Raw genomic sequence first — 14,930 nt, forward strand, 5'->3', positions numbered from 1 at the left:
GTGCACCCGGCGGGGGCGGCGGCACGTTGGGATCACCGGGTACCGGCGGCACCGGCGGACCGACCGGCACCGTCGTCGGCGGACCCCACGGGATGGTGATGCCCGGCGCGATCTCCAGCGTCGGCTGGATCACCGTCTCCGACGGCGGCGGCGGGATGGCCGGATCAGACGACGGTGGCGGCGGCGGTGCGGCCGGCGGACCGGCGTACCCACCGATCTCGGGCGGCTTCGGGAATGTCTCGTTGTCGGTGCCGTCGAGGGCGCCGTCCATGGTGGCTTTCCAGATGTCCGACGGCAGCCCCGAGCCGTAGACCGGGCCGCCCCACTGGTTGACCAGCGGCTTGTCCCCCCCGGTGGTGCCCACCCAGACGGCGGTGGACAGCGACGGCGTGAAACCGACCATCCACGCGTCCCGGTTGGCCCCGGTGTCACCGAGCTGGTTGGTGCCGGTCTTGGCCGCCGACGGACGCCCGCCGGCCAGGTTGTGCCCGTTGGAGTAACCGGCGATCGGCTGCATCGCGGCCGTCACGTTGTCGGCGACGGCGGAGTCGATGCGCTGCTCGCCCTCGTCGGCCCCGGAGGAGTCGAACAGCACGTTGCCCTGCGAGTCCTCCACCTTCTGCACGAAATGCGGGCGGTGCCACACGCCGGAGTTGGCCAGCGTGGCGTAGGCGGAGGCCATGTCGATGACCCGGCTCTGGTACTGGCCGAGCACGATGCCGTTGTTGGGCGGTCCGCCCTGCCCGTCCTCGCTCAGGGTGTGTTCCACGCCGGGGAAGCTCTCGGCGATACCGGCCTTGTGCGCGRCGTCGGCCACATCCTGCGGACCGTTCTGCAACTTGAGCATCAACCGGTAGTAGCTGGTGTTGAGCGACCGCTTGAGCGCCTCGGCGATATTGCAGGTGCCGCAGCCGCCACCCTCGACGTTGGAGATCTTGATGCCGTTGAGTTCCAACGGCGAGCTGTCGATGTTGTAGCCCAGCCCGATGCCCTGCTGCAGCGCCGCCACCAAGGCGAACACCTTGAACGAGGACCCCGTCGGCAGACCGGCCTGCGCGAAGTCGAAGCCGTTGGCATCCGATCCGCCGTAGTAGGCCTTCACCCCACCGGTGCGCGGATCGATGGACACCACCGCCGATCGCATGTCGGGGTCCTGGTCCTCCAGGGTCTCGGCGACGGCCTCCTCGGCGGAGCGCTGCGCCGTCGGGTCGATCGTGGTGGTGATCTTCAGACCCTCGGTGTTCAGTGTCTGCTCGGTGATGTCGAAGAGCTCGAGGAGCTCCTTGGTGACCTGACGTTCGATGAGCCCGTTGGGGCCGGTGGTCTGGTTGGCCGTGCTCGCGAAATCGGGTGCCACCGTCGGCGGGAACACCTGGGCGGCGCGGTCGGCCGGGGAGAGCGCACCGATCTCGACCATGCCGTCGAGCACCCAGTTCCAGCGGTCGGCCGCACCCTCGGGGTCCACCGCCGGGTCGAGTGTGGAGGGCCGCTGGATGAGCGCCGCCAGCAGCGCGCCCTCGGCCACGTTCAGCTGTTCGACCGGTTTACCGAAGTACGCCTGGGCCGCCGCGGAGATGCCGTACGAGCCGCGGCCGAAGTAGATGATGTTGAGGTAGGACTCCAGCACCTGGTCCTTGGACCACTCCCCCGACATCTTGGTGGAGATGACGAGTTCCTTGGCTTTTCGTACCAGCCCGCCGACGCCGGAGCGTTCGTCGCCGACGAGGGCGTTCTTCACGTACTGCTGGGTGATGGTCGATCCGCCCTGCAGTCCGTTGCCGCCGCCGAACAGGTTGTTCAGGAAGGCGCGGGCGAAGCCGGTGAACGAGAATCCCGGGTTGGAGTAGAAGTCCCGGTCCTCGGCGGCCATCACCGAGTTCCGGACGTGCACCGGAATCTGGTCGATCTTCACATCGACCCGGTTGCCCTCGGGCGGAATGATTTTCGCGAGTTCGCTGCCGTCGCTGGCCAGGATGGTGGACACCTGCGCGGTGCGGATGTCGCCGGGTTTGGGGACGTCGACGATCAGGTACGCCATGCCGAACGTGATCATCGGTAGCGCCACGAACAGCACCAGCGCGGCATATAGCGAGCGGCGCACCCACTTCCACTGGAAGCGGCGTCCGGCCTTCGACCCGGGAGCGCCCGGGGGCGGCCCGCCGGGGCCGCCTGGACCGCCCGGCGGCGGAGGTGGCGGTGGCCGACGCGGGGGCCCGCCGTCGAGAGCGGCCTTGACGACATCGATCGGGTCGCGCAGGTGCGGTGCCACGTCGTGGCGGACCGGAGGGATCAGTGCGGTCCTGCGGTCATCGGGAACCCCGCCTGCGGGCGGAGCGCGGTGCGCGGGCGGGTTCGGGCGGGCAGGGCTCGCGCCAGCGGACCGCTCGTTTCCGGCATCATCCGCTGACCTGCTCTGGCGCCCTTCGCTATTCACTGGCCGTACGCGCGTCGGAACGCGCCGTTCGAGTGCTCTTGCCGCGTGTCCCGTTCTTCGGGCGCGGCGTGCCGAGCACATACGACTTGACCAGATGATTCCAACTGCAAGTGCGGCATACCTCCACCACATGGACGGCGAATTCGTCGAAACGGGTCGCGAGCAGCACCAGCTCCTCAGCGGTGCGCGCCGAACCCGACACCGCGCCGAGGTGCTCGCCGAACACCCAGGACACCAGGGTCAGCTGTTCCTTCCGGCAGATCGGGCACATCACCGAACTGGTCTTCCCGTGGTACTTGGCGGCGCGCAGCAGGTAGGGGTTCGCATCGCAGACTTCGGTGACACCGGTCCGCCCGGAATACACCTCGGCCAGCAGGGACCGACGCCGCAGGGCGTAATCCACCACCTGTCGCTGCAATCGCACGACCACCAGAGTACGTCGGTGCCCCAGCTACCGAGGCGCGACGGCAGCGGGATGGCCGCAGAACTTCTAGCATCAATCGTCGTGGCGGGACGGCAGACAGCACGAACACGGGCACGCGACACCGACCGCGATGCCGCGTGCAAGGCCTTGGACAACGCGTTCAGCGAAGGCCAGCTCGCGATGGACGAACATCGGCGTCGCATCGATGCCGCCATCAAGGCGGCCACCCTGGCCGAGCTGCACGAACTGCTCGACGATCTGCAGCTCGACGATCCGCTGCCACAGCCCCGACCGACGAAACAGCGTCGCCGCGACATCGGTCTCGCGGTGGCCGGAGGCCTGGTCGCGCTGATCGTGGCCGTCGGCTGGGGTGTCGCGTCGCAGCCCGATGCGCCCGTCGACCCGCCGGACGCCGCCGTTCCGGAAACCCCGGCGCCACCGCCGGCCGTCACCCCGGCCCCGCCGCCCCCGGTCGACGACGTGCCGCCGGTGGTGCTGAACCTGCCTCGGTACATGGACACCGTCGAGGGCATGACCGGCGTCCTCGACGAGATCCGCAAGCGCTTCGGCAGCACCATGGGCTACGAGCTGGCCTTCCGGCCAGACCAGGCATTTCTGTCGCTGCCCGATCCCGCCAACGATGAGCGCAAGGTGATCTACACCTATCGCGGCGGTTGGGGAAGTCCCGCCGGCTCCGCGCGATCCGACTCGGACATCCTGGTGGACCTCAGCCTGTTCGACATCGGCGCCACGGTCGCCGCCTGGCAGTCGGCACCCGCCACGCTGCAGATCGCGCCCGACGATGTGCAGGACTCCTATCTGGATGTCGACCACATCGCCGAGCCCGGCGGGCCGGGTGCACTGGAGACGCTGATCCGGGTCACCACGAAGTCGGGGATGAACGGTTTCATCTATCTGGACCCGGCCGGCGCGATCAAAAGGGTCGAAAACCCGAGCTGAGCGCGCCGCGGCGGGCCCCTGCGCCCTACGATCATCGGCGTGGCGACACGGCAGACGGCGGGCACCCGGGCGAAAGACTCCGACCGCGACGACACGTGCAAGGTTCTGGACAGCGCGCTGAGCGAAGGTCAGCTGTCCATGGAGGAGCACCGGCAGCGGGTGGCCTCGGCGACCACCGCGGCGACGCTCGGCGACCTACAGTCACTGGTCGCCGATCTGCAGACCACGAGTTCACCGATCAAGCTGCCCGACCTCAAGCCCGAGCGCTCCGCGGTCGCCATCGGCGCCGGGGCCGGCTGGGGTATCCGCATCGCGACGGCCGTGGTCCTGGTCATCCTCGGGATCGCCATCGGCTGGGGGCTGTACGGCAACACGTCCTCACCGCTGAGCTTCGAGACCGATCCCGGCGCCAAGGACGACGGCATTCCTGCGACCGTGCTGACCGCCCCGCGGCAACTGCAGTCACTGGGCGGACTCAACGGGTTGTTCCAGCAGATGAAGACGAAATTCGGTGACACCAAGGGTTTCGACCTGACGATCTTCGATGACTACGCGTCGCTGGAACGTCCTGACCCGAACGAGCCCCGCCGGGTACTGCGCTACAGCTACCGCGGCGGCTGGGATGACCCGTCGGAGACCAGTGTCAGCAGCGACGCCCGCCTCGTGGATCTGGCTGCCTTCGATGTGCCCACGTTCGTCGGCCTGATCCGCGGCGCCCCGGAGACCCTCGGCATCGACCCGGCCGAGGTCAAGCAGATCCACATCAGTGTCGGCCCCAACTCCGATATCACCGCGCCGCCGGAGGGCATCGAGATCAGCGTCTACGTCTCGCCGCAGTTCGGGAACAGCGGATACATCGAGTTCAACGGCGATGCCTCGGTGAAGCGGATCAACTACCCCAGCCCCTGATGCGATTTGCGGAGTTCTTGTCGGAATGAGTCCGACGAGAACTCCACAAATCACCGGGGTGATCGCCGAAATGTCATCCTCATGTAGCGCCGTATATATCGGCGCGATACACTTTGCCGAGGTGTTGGTCCGTCGTAGCGACCGACCACACGATGGCGATGGGATGCGGCGCCGAGCCGCACAGGGGGAGGTGATTCGATGCTGGAGCTGGCCATTCTGGGACTCCTGCTGGAGTCGCCGATGCACGGCTACGAGCTTCGTAAGCGCCTGACCGGGTTGTTGGGCGCGTTCCGCGCGTTTTCCTACGGCTCGCTGTACCCGGCGCTGCGGCGCATGCAGGCCGACGGCCTCATCGTCGAGGACGCCGCCCCGGACGGAACCCCCAAGATGCGCCGCGCCCGGCGCGTCTACCAGCTCAGCGATACCGGCAAGGCACGCTTCGCCGAGCTGGTGGCCGACACCGGACCGCAGAACTACACCGACGACGGTTTCGGCGTGCACCTGGCGTTCTTCAACCGCACGCCCGCCGAGGCCAGGATGCGCATCCTGGAAGGCCGTCGTCGCCAGGTGGAGGAACGCCGCGAAGGTCTGCGGGAAGCGATCGCGCGGGCGAGCACGTCGCTCGACCGCTACACCCGCCAGTTGCACCAGCTGGGCCTGGAGTCCAGTGAGCGCGAAGTCAAATGGCTCAACGAACTGATCGCGGCCGAACGCGTCGCACAGGGCAACCCGGAAACACAGCCGTGAGCATCACCGAGCATCGAGATCCAAAGGAGAATGACCATGTCGAAGCCTGAGTCCACCGAAGTCAGGGTCGCGATTGTCGGAGTCGGCAACTGCGCATCCTCCTTGGTCCAGGGTGTGCAGTACTACCGCGACGCCGACGAGAACGTCAGCGTCCCCGGCCTGATGCACGTGAAGTTCGGGCCGTACCACGTCCGCGACGTGAAGTTCGTCGCCGCGTTCGACGTGGACGCCAAGAAGGTCGGCTTCGACCTGTCCGAGGCCATCGGCGCTTCGGAGAACAACACCATCAAGATCGCCGACGTACCGCCCACCGACATCATCGTGCAGCGCGGCCCGACGCTCGACGGCATCGGCAAGTACTACTCCGAGACCATCGAGGTCTCCGACGCCGACCCGGTCGACGTCGTCAAGGTGCTCAAGGATGCCAAGGTCGACGTGCTGGTGTCCTACCTGCCCGTCGGTTCCGAAGAGGCCGACAAGTTCTACGCCCAGTGCGCCATCGACGCCAAGGTCGCGTTCGTCAACGCCCTGCCGGTGTTCATCGCCTCGGACCCGGTGTGGGCCAAGAAGTTCAGCGACGCCGGTGTGCCGATCGTCGGCGACGACATCAAGAGCCAGGTCGGCGCCACCATCACCCACCGCGTGATGGCCAAGCTGTTCGAGGATCGCGGCGTCACCCTGGACCGCACCTACCAGCTCAACGTCGGCGGCAACATGGACTTCAAGAACATGCTCGAGCGTGAGCGCCTGGAGTCCAAGAAGGTCTCCAAGACCCAGGCCGTGACCAGCAACCTGACCGGCTCGCTCGCCGACAAGGTGTACGACAAGAACGTGCACATCGGCCCGTCGGACTACGTCGCCTGGCTCGATGACCGCAAGTGGGCCTACGTCCGCCTGGAGGGCCGCGCCTTCGGTGACGTGCCGCTGAACCTGGAATACAAGCTCGAGGTCTGGGACTCGCCGAACTCGGCAGGCATCATCATCGACGCTGTGCGCGCCGCGAAGATCGCCCTGGACCGCGGCCTGGGCGGCCCGATCCTGCCGGCCTCGGCCTACCTGATGAAGAGCCCGCCGGAGCAGCTGGCCGACGACGTCGCCCGCACCCAGCTGGAAGCTTTCATCGAAGGCTGATTCTTTCCGCCGAGAGTGCGGTGAGATCGCGTTTCCACCCGGATTCGCGATCTCACCGCACTTTMGTCGTTTCGGGGGACGTATAAAGAGTTCGTGAGTTTCCCCGAAATCTCCGACGACGAACTGCTGGGCCTCGACGAGTTCGCGCTACTGCACGAGAACGCCGAGCAGGCCGGGGTGAGCGAGATTCCCCCGGCCCAACGACTGGATCTCGGCGAGATCAGCGCCGTGAAATGGGGTTCGGAGTCGCCGGCGGTGGTGTTTCTGCACGGTGGCGGCCAGAACGCGCACACCTGGGACACCGTCATCCTCGGACTGGGGCTGCCCGCGCTGGCGATCGACCTGCCCGGGCACGGACGCTCGGCCTGGCGCGAGGACGGGGACTACGGGCCCAAACTCAACGCCGAGACCGTCAAACCGGTGCTGCGGGACCACGCTCCCGAGGCTCGCCTCGTGGTCGGCATGTCGCTGGGCGGGCTGACCGCGCTGCGCGTGGCGGCCACCGAGCCGGCGCTGGTACCCGAACTGGTGCTCGTCGACGTCACCCCGTCGGCACCCGAACGGCACGAGCAGATGTCCAAGGCCCAGCTCGGCGCGGTGGCCCTGGTGCAGGGCGAGCGGACCTTCCCGTCCTTCCAGGCGATGCTCGACGTGACCGTCGCCGCGGCACCGCACCGCGATCGGAACTCGTTGCGGCGCGGCGTGTTCCACAATGCCAAACGCCTCGACGACGGCACCTGGACCTGGCGCTACGACTCGTTCCGCAAGGGCGTCACCGACAAGAGCGACGGCATGCCGGACTCCTTCCTGGGCTTGTGGGACGACGTCGGATCCATCACCATGCCGACCACCCTGGTGCGCGGCGCCGACTCCTACTTCGTCAACGACGAGGACGCGGCCGCATTCGCCGACGGCGCCCCGGGCTTCCGGCAGACCCACGTCGTCGAGGGCGCGGGTCATTCGGTGCAGGGTGATCAGCCGCTGAAGCTGATCGAGATCCTGCGGGGCATCACCGGCTGACCGGCACCACCGTGTAGCCGAGGTCGCGCAGCACCCCGATCTCCAGTGGGCTGAGCACCCGTATGCCGATGCCGCTGTCCGTCCTGGCGTTCATCAGCAGCTGATTCTCCCCGGCGAAGGTCACGTCGTCGGTATGGCTTCCGGAGCTGCCGTCCGACCAGGGATTCGGGGTGAACAACGGCACCAAACCGCCGTAGGCCGCGACGGCGTTCTTCCCGCCGAAGTACAGACCGCCCTCCTGCCCGACGAGGTACCCGTTGTTGTCGTCGTCCCATCGGTAGTCCCGACCGATCAGAGTCCTTCCGTTGGCGTTCATCAGGAATCGGTCCGTGGTCAGCCAGTATCGGTTGTCGTTGTCGCCGGGCGCCCCGATCATCGACATGAATCCGAACGAATGCAGCAGCTCGTGCATGGCCGTGGACTGGAAGTCGTACTCACCGGCGCCCACGGTTTCCCCGAGCCCCCACGCAGCGCCGAAGTTCCAATCGATCTCACCATCGACCGCGGCGCCGTTGGCATCCTTACCGGTGAGCAACTTGTGCTGCGCCACGGTATTCCAGTAGCCGGGCTGCTCGCTGAGAAGACCGCTGCCCGCCGCGGCCAGCGTGCGTGAGCCCGGATTGTTCTCGCCCGTGACCGAATAGGTCAGCACGACCGGATTGAGGACCCGGAAGTAGAGGATCAACGCATCGGCCGAACGCTGCAGTTCCGCCCGACGTTCGGCGGTCCAGTGCTCGGCACCGTCGGTGTAGTTGAAGGCGAACGTGACCGCACCCTGGTTGATCAACGACCGCAACGGGTTGCTACCCACCGGCCGCAGCGGTTCCAGCAGATTGGTGTGGAAGCCGACGTCGATGGCGGTGACCCGGAAGGCGTCCACGCCGTCGAAGTCGGCGCCGGGGGTGTAGGTGAAGGTGCCGTCCCCGGTGATGTGCACGGTCCCCGATTTGGGTCCGCGGGTCAGGACGTAGATCAGCCGGTCGCCGTCCGGGTCGTGTGCACCGAGGGTGCCGGTGACGGGGCCGTTGAGCACTCCGCTGATCTGGACCGGGTCGATGGTGGGCGCCTGGTTGAAGAACGTGCGCCGGATCGTGAAGAACGACGCCTCCAGCTGAGCCTTGGTGCGATCCGACGTATTCAACGATTCGATCCAGCCCAGGCTGTCGTCGGTCCAGGCATCCAGCGAACGGGCCACCCAGCGCTGATACGGGCTCTGCCATGACCGGGTTGCCGACGGCGCCGGATCGGGGGTCGAGATAGGCTGTGCCGCTGGGGTGTTCACCGTGGCGGCGACGGTAGCCGCCGGGGTCTCGGTGACGTCGCGGTCGGCTTGTTCGGCTTGTTCGGTTTGGAGATCCACGTCGTCGTCGAGATCGGCGTCCTTCGCGTCATCGTCGTCCGTGTCGGTGGAGCGTTGCGCGCGCCGCGGGTCGTCCGCGGACCGGACCGTCCGCACCGAGCGCACCGAGCGGTTGCCGTCGGATCCCGACGCACTCGAGGATGCCGAGGACTTGCCGCCGGTGTCCGCCGCGGCGACACCGGCCTGGGGACCCGCTATCGACATCCCCCACAGCGCGGCGCCCATCCCGGCGGAGGCCGCACCCAGCTGCAGCCAACGGCGGACGGCGAATCCTTCAGCACGGCGGACCGACATATTTGACCCTCTCGTCAATAGATTTACCGGGACTGTACGCCCGACCCGGCGCCCACGGCAGCAAATTCTGTGACGTGTCAAACATTGCGCCTGGTGGACAGTCCGGTCCGTCAACCGCCGTTCACCTTCTGGTTGCCGTCTGCTAGTCCGGCTCCCGTAACTTTCCCCCGAACCGACGTCCAGCCCACGCCGGTGTTCGAGGTGGAAGGATCCCCGCAGCCATGGCGCTTATTCCGTTGAATCTCTTTGTCGCGCATCAAGGTCGGTCGTCGCGCCAGCATGTCACCTGCCGCAACCGGTGTGGTGACGCCTGTTCCAAGCCTGTCCCCAACACCAGCGACAACGAGTACTTCGGCGATATCGTGCAGGCGATGTCGCGGCGCAACGTGCTCCGCGTCGGCGGGGTGGCCGTGTTGGCCGTCGGTGCCGGATCGGCGCTGGCCGCCTGCAGCACCAGCGAAAAGCCCTCTGCCACCGCAACTTCCGCCGCTCCCGCGGAGGTCCCCGAGACGCCCTCGGGTATGCGCTTCGATAGCGTGGCGGTCAACACCGAGGATGCTGTGGTGGTGCCCGAGGGTTACCAGCAGCGTGTGGTGATCGGCTGGGGTGACCCGGTCCTGCCCGGTGCCCCGGTGTTCGACATCGCCAAGCAGACCGGCGCCTCCCAGCGCCAGCAGTTCGGCTTCAACAACGATTTCGCCGCACTGCTGCCGATCCCCGGTCAGAGCGGGCGTTCGCTCCTGGTGGTCAACCACGAGTACAACAGCCCCCAGTTCATGTTTCCCGGCTACGACGCCGAGGCACCGACCCGGGAGCAGTTCGATGTCGAGATCGCGGCCGTCGGACTCTCGGTCGTCGAGGTGGAACGCAGCCCCCAGGGTGGACTCCGCCCGGTACTCGGCCGCTACAACCGCCGCATCACCGCCGACACCCCGTTCACCCTGACCGGTCCCGCCGCGGGCTCGGACACCGTCAAGACCGCCGCCGATCCCACCGGCAGGTCCGTCCTCGGCACCTTCGCGAACTGCGCCGGCGGCGTAACCCCCTGGGGCACCATCCTTTCCGGTGAGGAGAATTTCAACTCCTACTTCGGCGCGGTCGAAGGCGCACCGCTGCCGAACGCCGATCAGGCCGACCGCTACGGGGTGGCCGCCGAACCGTCCGAACTCGGCTGGGAGAAGTTCGACCCCCGATTCGACCTTGCGGCCGCACCCAACGAGGTCAACCGGTTCGGTTACGTCATCGAGCTCAACCCGTGGGACCCGGCCTCGGTACCGGTCAAGCATTCCGCACTGGGCCGGCTCAAGCACGAGGGCGCAAACGTGCACGTCACCGACGATGGTGCCGTCGTGGTCTACACCGGCGACGACGAGCGCTTCGACTACATGTACAAGTTCGTGTCGGACAAGAAGATCCAGCCCGGAACAGACGCCGCCGCCGTCGCACACAATATGACGCTGCTGTCCGAGGGCACGCTGTACGTCGCGAAGTTGTCCAGCGAGATCCCGGCCGGCGAGATCGACGGTTCCGGCAAGCTTCCGTCGGCGGGGTCGTTCACCGGCACCGGCACCTGGATTCCGCTGCTGCACTCCGGCCCCGCCGGAAAGGCCGAAGCACTGGTCGACGGTTTCACGCCGCAGGAGATCGCGGTGTTCACCCGGCTGGCCGCCGACAAGGCCGGCGCCACCAAGATGGACCGGCCCGAGGACTTCGACGTCAACCCGAAGACGGGCAAGGTGTATGTCGCGCTGACCAACAACGACAAGCGGGGCACCGACGGCACGGCACCGGTGGACGCGGCCAACCCGCGCAACGAGAACAAGAACGGTCAGGTGCTGGAGCTCACCGACAATCACGCGGGCACCGACTTCACCTGGGGTCTGCTGCTGGTGTGCGGTGACCCGGCCGCCGCCGACACCTACTACGGCGGTTTCGACAAGACCAAGGTCAGCCCGATCAGCTGCCCGGACAACCTGGCGTTCGACAGCCACGGCAACCTGTGGATCTCGACCGACGGCAATGCACTGGAGGGTAACGACGGGCTGTTCGCCGTTGCGCTGCACGGACCCAGCCGCGGTGAGACCAAGCAGTTCCTCACCGTCCCCGTCGGCGCCGAGACCTGCGGTCCGGTCGTCACCGACGATCTGATCACCGTCAGCGTCCAGCACCCCGGTGAGGGTGATGACTACACCCTGGACAAACCGCTGTCGCACTGGCCCGACGGCGGTGACGCCCCGGCCCGGCCCTCGGTGGTGGCGGTGTGGCGCGACGGCGGCAATATCGGGGTCTGAGGCATAACGTGGACGACATGAGCCTTCCCATCCGCATCGGTGTCCAGCTCCAGCCCCAGCACATGACCGAATACGGTCAGGTGCGCGACGCGGTGCGCCGCTGCGAGGACATCGGCGTCGACATCGCCTTCAACTGGGACCACTTCTTCCCGCTGTACGGCGATCCCGACGGCCCGCACTACGAGTGCTGGACCATGCTCGCGGCGTGGGCCGAGCAGACCTCGCGCATCGAGATCGGCGCGCTGGTCACCTGCAACTCCTACCGCAACCCGGAGTTGCTCGCCGACATGGCCCGCACCGTCGACAACATCTCCGGCGGCCGGCTGATCCTGGGTATCGGATCGGGCTGGAAGGAGAAGGACTACGACGAGTACGGCTACGAGTTCGGTACCGCGGGTGGTCGTCTTGATGACCTCGCGGCGGCCCTGCCGCGCATCGAGTCCCGGCTGTCGAAGCTGAGTCCTGCTCCGCTGCGCGAGATTCCGGTCCTGATCGGCGGACAGGGCAAGCGCAAGACGCTGCGCCTGGTCGCCGAGCACGCCCACATCTGGCACGGTTTCACCGACGCGGGCACCTACCCCGGTCTGGCCGAGGTGCTCGACGGGCACTGCGCCGATGTCGGTCGCGACCCCGCCGCCATCGAGCGGTCCTCGGGGGTGCCGGAGAAGAGCGTGGAGGCCGCGATCGCCGGCGCCGAATCCCTCGTCGGACTCGGGGTGACCCTGCTGACCATCGGCGTGAACGGTCCCGACTACGACCTCACCATCGCCGAGGCGCTGGTCAAGTGGCGTGACGAACGGGCCGCCGGCTGAAAAAGAGAGCGGCCCGCGGAGGGAGTCTGCGTGAGAGACTTCACCCGCTATGCCCAAGAAGTACGGGGTCAAAGAGAAAGACCTGGTAGTCACCTACGTGGTGAACCTGATCCTCACCGGGAAGCTCCGGTCGGGGGATCGGCTGGACCGCAACGAGATCGCCGAGGACCTCGGCATCAGCCGGGTGCCCATCCAGGAAGCGGTCGTGCAGCTCGAGCACGACGGGATCGTGTCGACGCAGTACCACCGCGGTGCCTTCATCCACCGCTTCGACGATGCCGTGCTGCGCGAACATTATGAGCTCTACGGCGTGCTCAACGGCATCGCCTCGGCCCGGGCCGCCACCGAGGCCGACCTCGAATTGCACACCACGCTGCGGGCACTGACCGCCGGGCTGCGCAACAGCCGCGACTCCCGCAGCTTCCACGAGACGGCCTGGCAGTACCGGCAGGCGGTGGCCGATGCCCACACCGGCCCGCGGCTGCAAGCCGCGATCCGGGCGGCGCAGACCTTCATGCCGCGGGCCTACTGGTCGGCCTATCTCGACGCACCCGCCGAACTGCTCGGCCACTACGAAGCCGAGACCCTCGCCATCACCGACCGGGATCCGGCAGCGGCGCGCGCGGCGTGCACGGCGGCGGCGGAACTGATGGCACAGATCATGCTGACCGAGCTGGTGCGACGCGGAGTTCTGGACGGACCGGTTGCATTCGAAATGAGTTGAATCCCTCGGGGGGCGGAGCCCAGCGACTAGCTTTTCAGGAATGACCAAGTTGCTTCGCCCGGTGCTGGCGGTGCTGATCGCCCTGCTGGCCTGCGCTATCGGGCTGGCCGCGCCGGCCGCCGCCGATCAGTGCGCCCCACCCGGTATCGACAGCGCCAGTGCGCTGCCGACCAATCTGGCGGCCGCCGCCCAGGGTCCGGGCGCCGACAAATACACCACCCCCGGCGTCGAACCGTTGGACGGCATCGACACCGCCGCGCTGGGCCTGGGCACCCCCGGGGTGCTGACCGTCGGCACGCTGTCCGACGCGCCGCCCAGCATCTGCATCAACTCGGCAAGCCAGTTCACCGGTTTCGACAACGAGGTGCTGCGCGCCGTCGCCGACAAGCTGGGCCTGCGGGTCAACTTCGTCGGCACCGACTTCTCCGGGCTGCTGGCCCAGGTCGCCTCCGGGCGTTTCGACGTCGGCTCGTCGTCGATCACCACCACCGACGCCCGCCGCCAGACCGTCGGTTTCACCAATGGCTATGACTTCGGCTACTTCTCGTTGGTGGTGCCGTCGGGCTCGTCGATCACCAGCTTCTCGCAGCTGGCCGCCGGGCAGCGCATCGGCGTCGTGCAGGGCACCGTGCAGGAGGCCTACGTCGTCGACACCCTGGGCCTCGATCCGGTGAAGTTCCCCGACTACAACACCGTCTACGGCAGCCTCAAGACCCGCCAGATCGACGCCTGGGTGGCACCCTCCCAGCAGGCCGTCGGCACCGTGCAGCCCGGGGACCAGGCCGAGATCATCGAAAACACCTTCAGCTTGGACAATTTCGTGGCGTATGCCGTCGCCAAGGAGAACCAGCCGCTGATCGATGCACTCAACGCCGGGCTGGACGCGGTGATCGCCGACGGCACCTGGTCGAAGCTCTACACCGACTGGGTACCCCGGGCACTGCCACCCGGCTGGAAACCGGGATCCAAAGCGGCACCGGCACCCCAGCTTCCGGACTTCGCGACGATCGCCGCCGAGCGCCCCGTGGCCACCGACCAGGGTGCGCCACCGGCTCCCCGATCGGTCCTGGGCCAGCTCTCCGACTCGTTCCTGAACTGGGATCTGTACCGCCAGGCCATCCCCGACCTGTTCAAGACCGGGCTGCCGAACACACTCATCCTCACCGCCGGAGCCGCCGTGATCGGCGTGGTGCTCGGTCTGCTGCTGGCCGTCGCCGGCATCTCCCGGTCCCGGCTGCTGCGCTGGCCGGCCCGCATCTACACCGACATCTTCCGCGGCCTGCCCGAGGTGGTGATCATCCTGGTCATCGGTCTGGGCATCGGGCCGATCGTCGGCGGACTGACCGGCAACAACCCGTATCCGCTCGGGATCGCCGCGCTGGGCCTGATGTCGGCGGCCTATGTCGGCGAGATCTTCCGGTCCGGCATCCAGAGCGTGGAGACCGGGCAGATGGAGGCCTCCCGCGCGCTGGGATTCAGCTACTCGTCGTCGATGAAGCTGGTGATCATCCCGCAGGGCATCCGGCGGGTGCTGCCCGCGCTGGTCAATCAGTTCATCTCGCTGCTCAAGGCGTCCTCACTGGTGTACTTCCTGGGACTGATCGCCAACCAGCGCGAGCTCTTCCAGGTAGGACGCGACCTGAACGCGCAGACCGGCAACCTGTCCCCGCTGGTGGCCGCGGGCCTGTTCTACCTGATCCTGACCATCCCGCTGACCCACCTGGTCAATGTGATCGACGCGCGGTTGCGCACCGGGAAACAGCCCGCCCCCATCCAAGAGGAGATGATCTGATGGCCGAGCCGGTCTCCTTGGCCGCCAAGGAT

Annotated in this window: 12 protein-coding genes; 9 read left to right on the top strand and 3 right to left on the bottom strand. The window is 67.4% G+C overall.

Annotated elements, in window-relative coordinates; translation table 11 throughout:
• Both AC1DTF_RS30090 and AC1DTF_RS30095 read right to left on the bottom strand, forming a co-directional pair.
• Positions 1–2,434: transglycosylase domain-containing protein (locus AC1DTF_RS30090; protein ID WP_477476697.1), on the bottom strand; the 2,434-nt coding region annotated here is incomplete at its 3' end.
• Entirely contained in the window at positions 2,427–2,858 is a 432-nt protein-coding gene (locus AC1DTF_RS30095; protein ID WP_057169383.1) for a DUF5318 family protein, read from the bottom strand. The genes AC1DTF_RS30090 and AC1DTF_RS30095, both read right to left, overlap by 8 nt.
• An 81-nt stretch (positions 2,859–2,939) precedes the next feature.
• On the opposite strand from AC1DTF_RS30095, the gene AC1DTF_RS30100 reads away from it, so the two are divergent.
• The 5 genes from AC1DTF_RS30100 to AC1DTF_RS30120 all read left to right on the top strand — a co-directional run bounded on the left by AC1DTF_RS30100 (position 2,940) and on the right by AC1DTF_RS30120 (position 7,625).
• Positions 2,940–3,818, top strand: a complete 879-nt coding sequence (locus AC1DTF_RS30100) for a DUF1707 SHOCT-like domain-containing protein (RefSeq protein WP_057169207.1) — start codon at positions 2,940–2,942, stop codon at positions 3,816–3,818.
• Between the two features lie 39 nt (positions 3,819–3,857).
• Positions 3,858–4,727, top strand: a complete 870-nt coding sequence (locus AC1DTF_RS30105; RefSeq protein WP_477476698.1) for a DUF1707 SHOCT-like domain-containing protein — start codon at positions 3,858–3,860, stop codon at positions 4,725–4,727.
• Between the two features lie 198 nt (positions 4,728–4,925).
• Entirely contained in the window at positions 4,926–5,474 is a 549-nt protein-coding gene (locus AC1DTF_RS30110; protein ID WP_057169205.1) for a PadR family transcriptional regulator, read from the top strand.
• Between the two features lie 36 nt (positions 5,475–5,510).
• Positions 5,511–6,605 (top strand): inositol-3-phosphate synthase, encoded by a 1,095-nt coding sequence (locus tag AC1DTF_RS30115; protein ID WP_057169382.1) that lies wholly within the window; start codon positions 5,511–5,513, stop codon positions 6,603–6,605.
• Positions 6,606–6,698: 93 nt separating this feature from the next.
• Positions 6,699–7,625 carry an alpha/beta fold hydrolase gene (locus AC1DTF_RS30120; RefSeq protein WP_477476699.1) on the top strand — a complete coding sequence of 309 codons (927 nt, stop codon included), beginning with the start codon at positions 6,699–6,701 and terminating at the stop codon, positions 7,623–7,625.
• Here AC1DTF_RS30120 and AC1DTF_RS30125 read toward each other — a convergent pair.
• Positions 7,615–9,279: an Ig-like domain-containing protein gene (locus tag AC1DTF_RS30125; protein ID WP_477476700.1), complete on the bottom strand. Its 1,665-nt coding sequence runs from the start codon at positions 9,277–9,279 to the stop codon at positions 7,615–7,617. The two genes, AC1DTF_RS30120 and AC1DTF_RS30125, sit on opposite strands and share 11 nt — an antisense overlap.
• A 221-nt stretch (positions 9,280–9,500) precedes the next feature.
• On the opposite strand from AC1DTF_RS30125, the gene AC1DTF_RS30130 reads away from it, so the two are divergent.
• The 4 genes from AC1DTF_RS30130 to AC1DTF_RS30145 are packed head-to-tail and all read left to right on the top strand — an operon-like array spanning position 9,501 to position 14,898.
• Positions 9,501–11,570, top strand: a complete 2,070-nt coding sequence (locus AC1DTF_RS30130; RefSeq protein WP_477476701.1) for a PhoX family protein — start codon at positions 9,501–9,503, stop codon at positions 11,568–11,570.
• 17 nt (positions 11,571–11,587) lie between these two features.
• Complete coding sequence (locus tag AC1DTF_RS30135; RefSeq protein ID WP_477476702.1) at positions 11,588–12,382, top strand: LLM class F420-dependent oxidoreductase; 795 nt, start codon at positions 11,588–11,590, stop codon at positions 12,380–12,382.
• A 49-nt stretch (positions 12,383–12,431) separates the two neighbouring features.
• Entirely contained in the window at positions 12,432–13,106 is a 675-nt protein-coding gene (locus tag AC1DTF_RS30140; protein ID WP_477476703.1) for a GntR family transcriptional regulator, read from the top strand.
• A 40-nt stretch (positions 13,107–13,146) separates the two neighbouring features.
• Positions 13,147–14,898 carry an ABC transporter substrate-binding protein/permease gene (locus tag AC1DTF_RS30145; protein ID WP_057169200.1) on the top strand — a complete coding sequence of 584 codons (1,752 nt, stop codon included), beginning with the start codon at positions 13,147–13,149 and terminating at the stop codon, positions 14,896–14,898.
• Positions 14,899–14,930: the final 32 nt, after the last annotated feature.

This window comes from Mycobacterium sp. P4_H6, assembly GCF_056400845.1.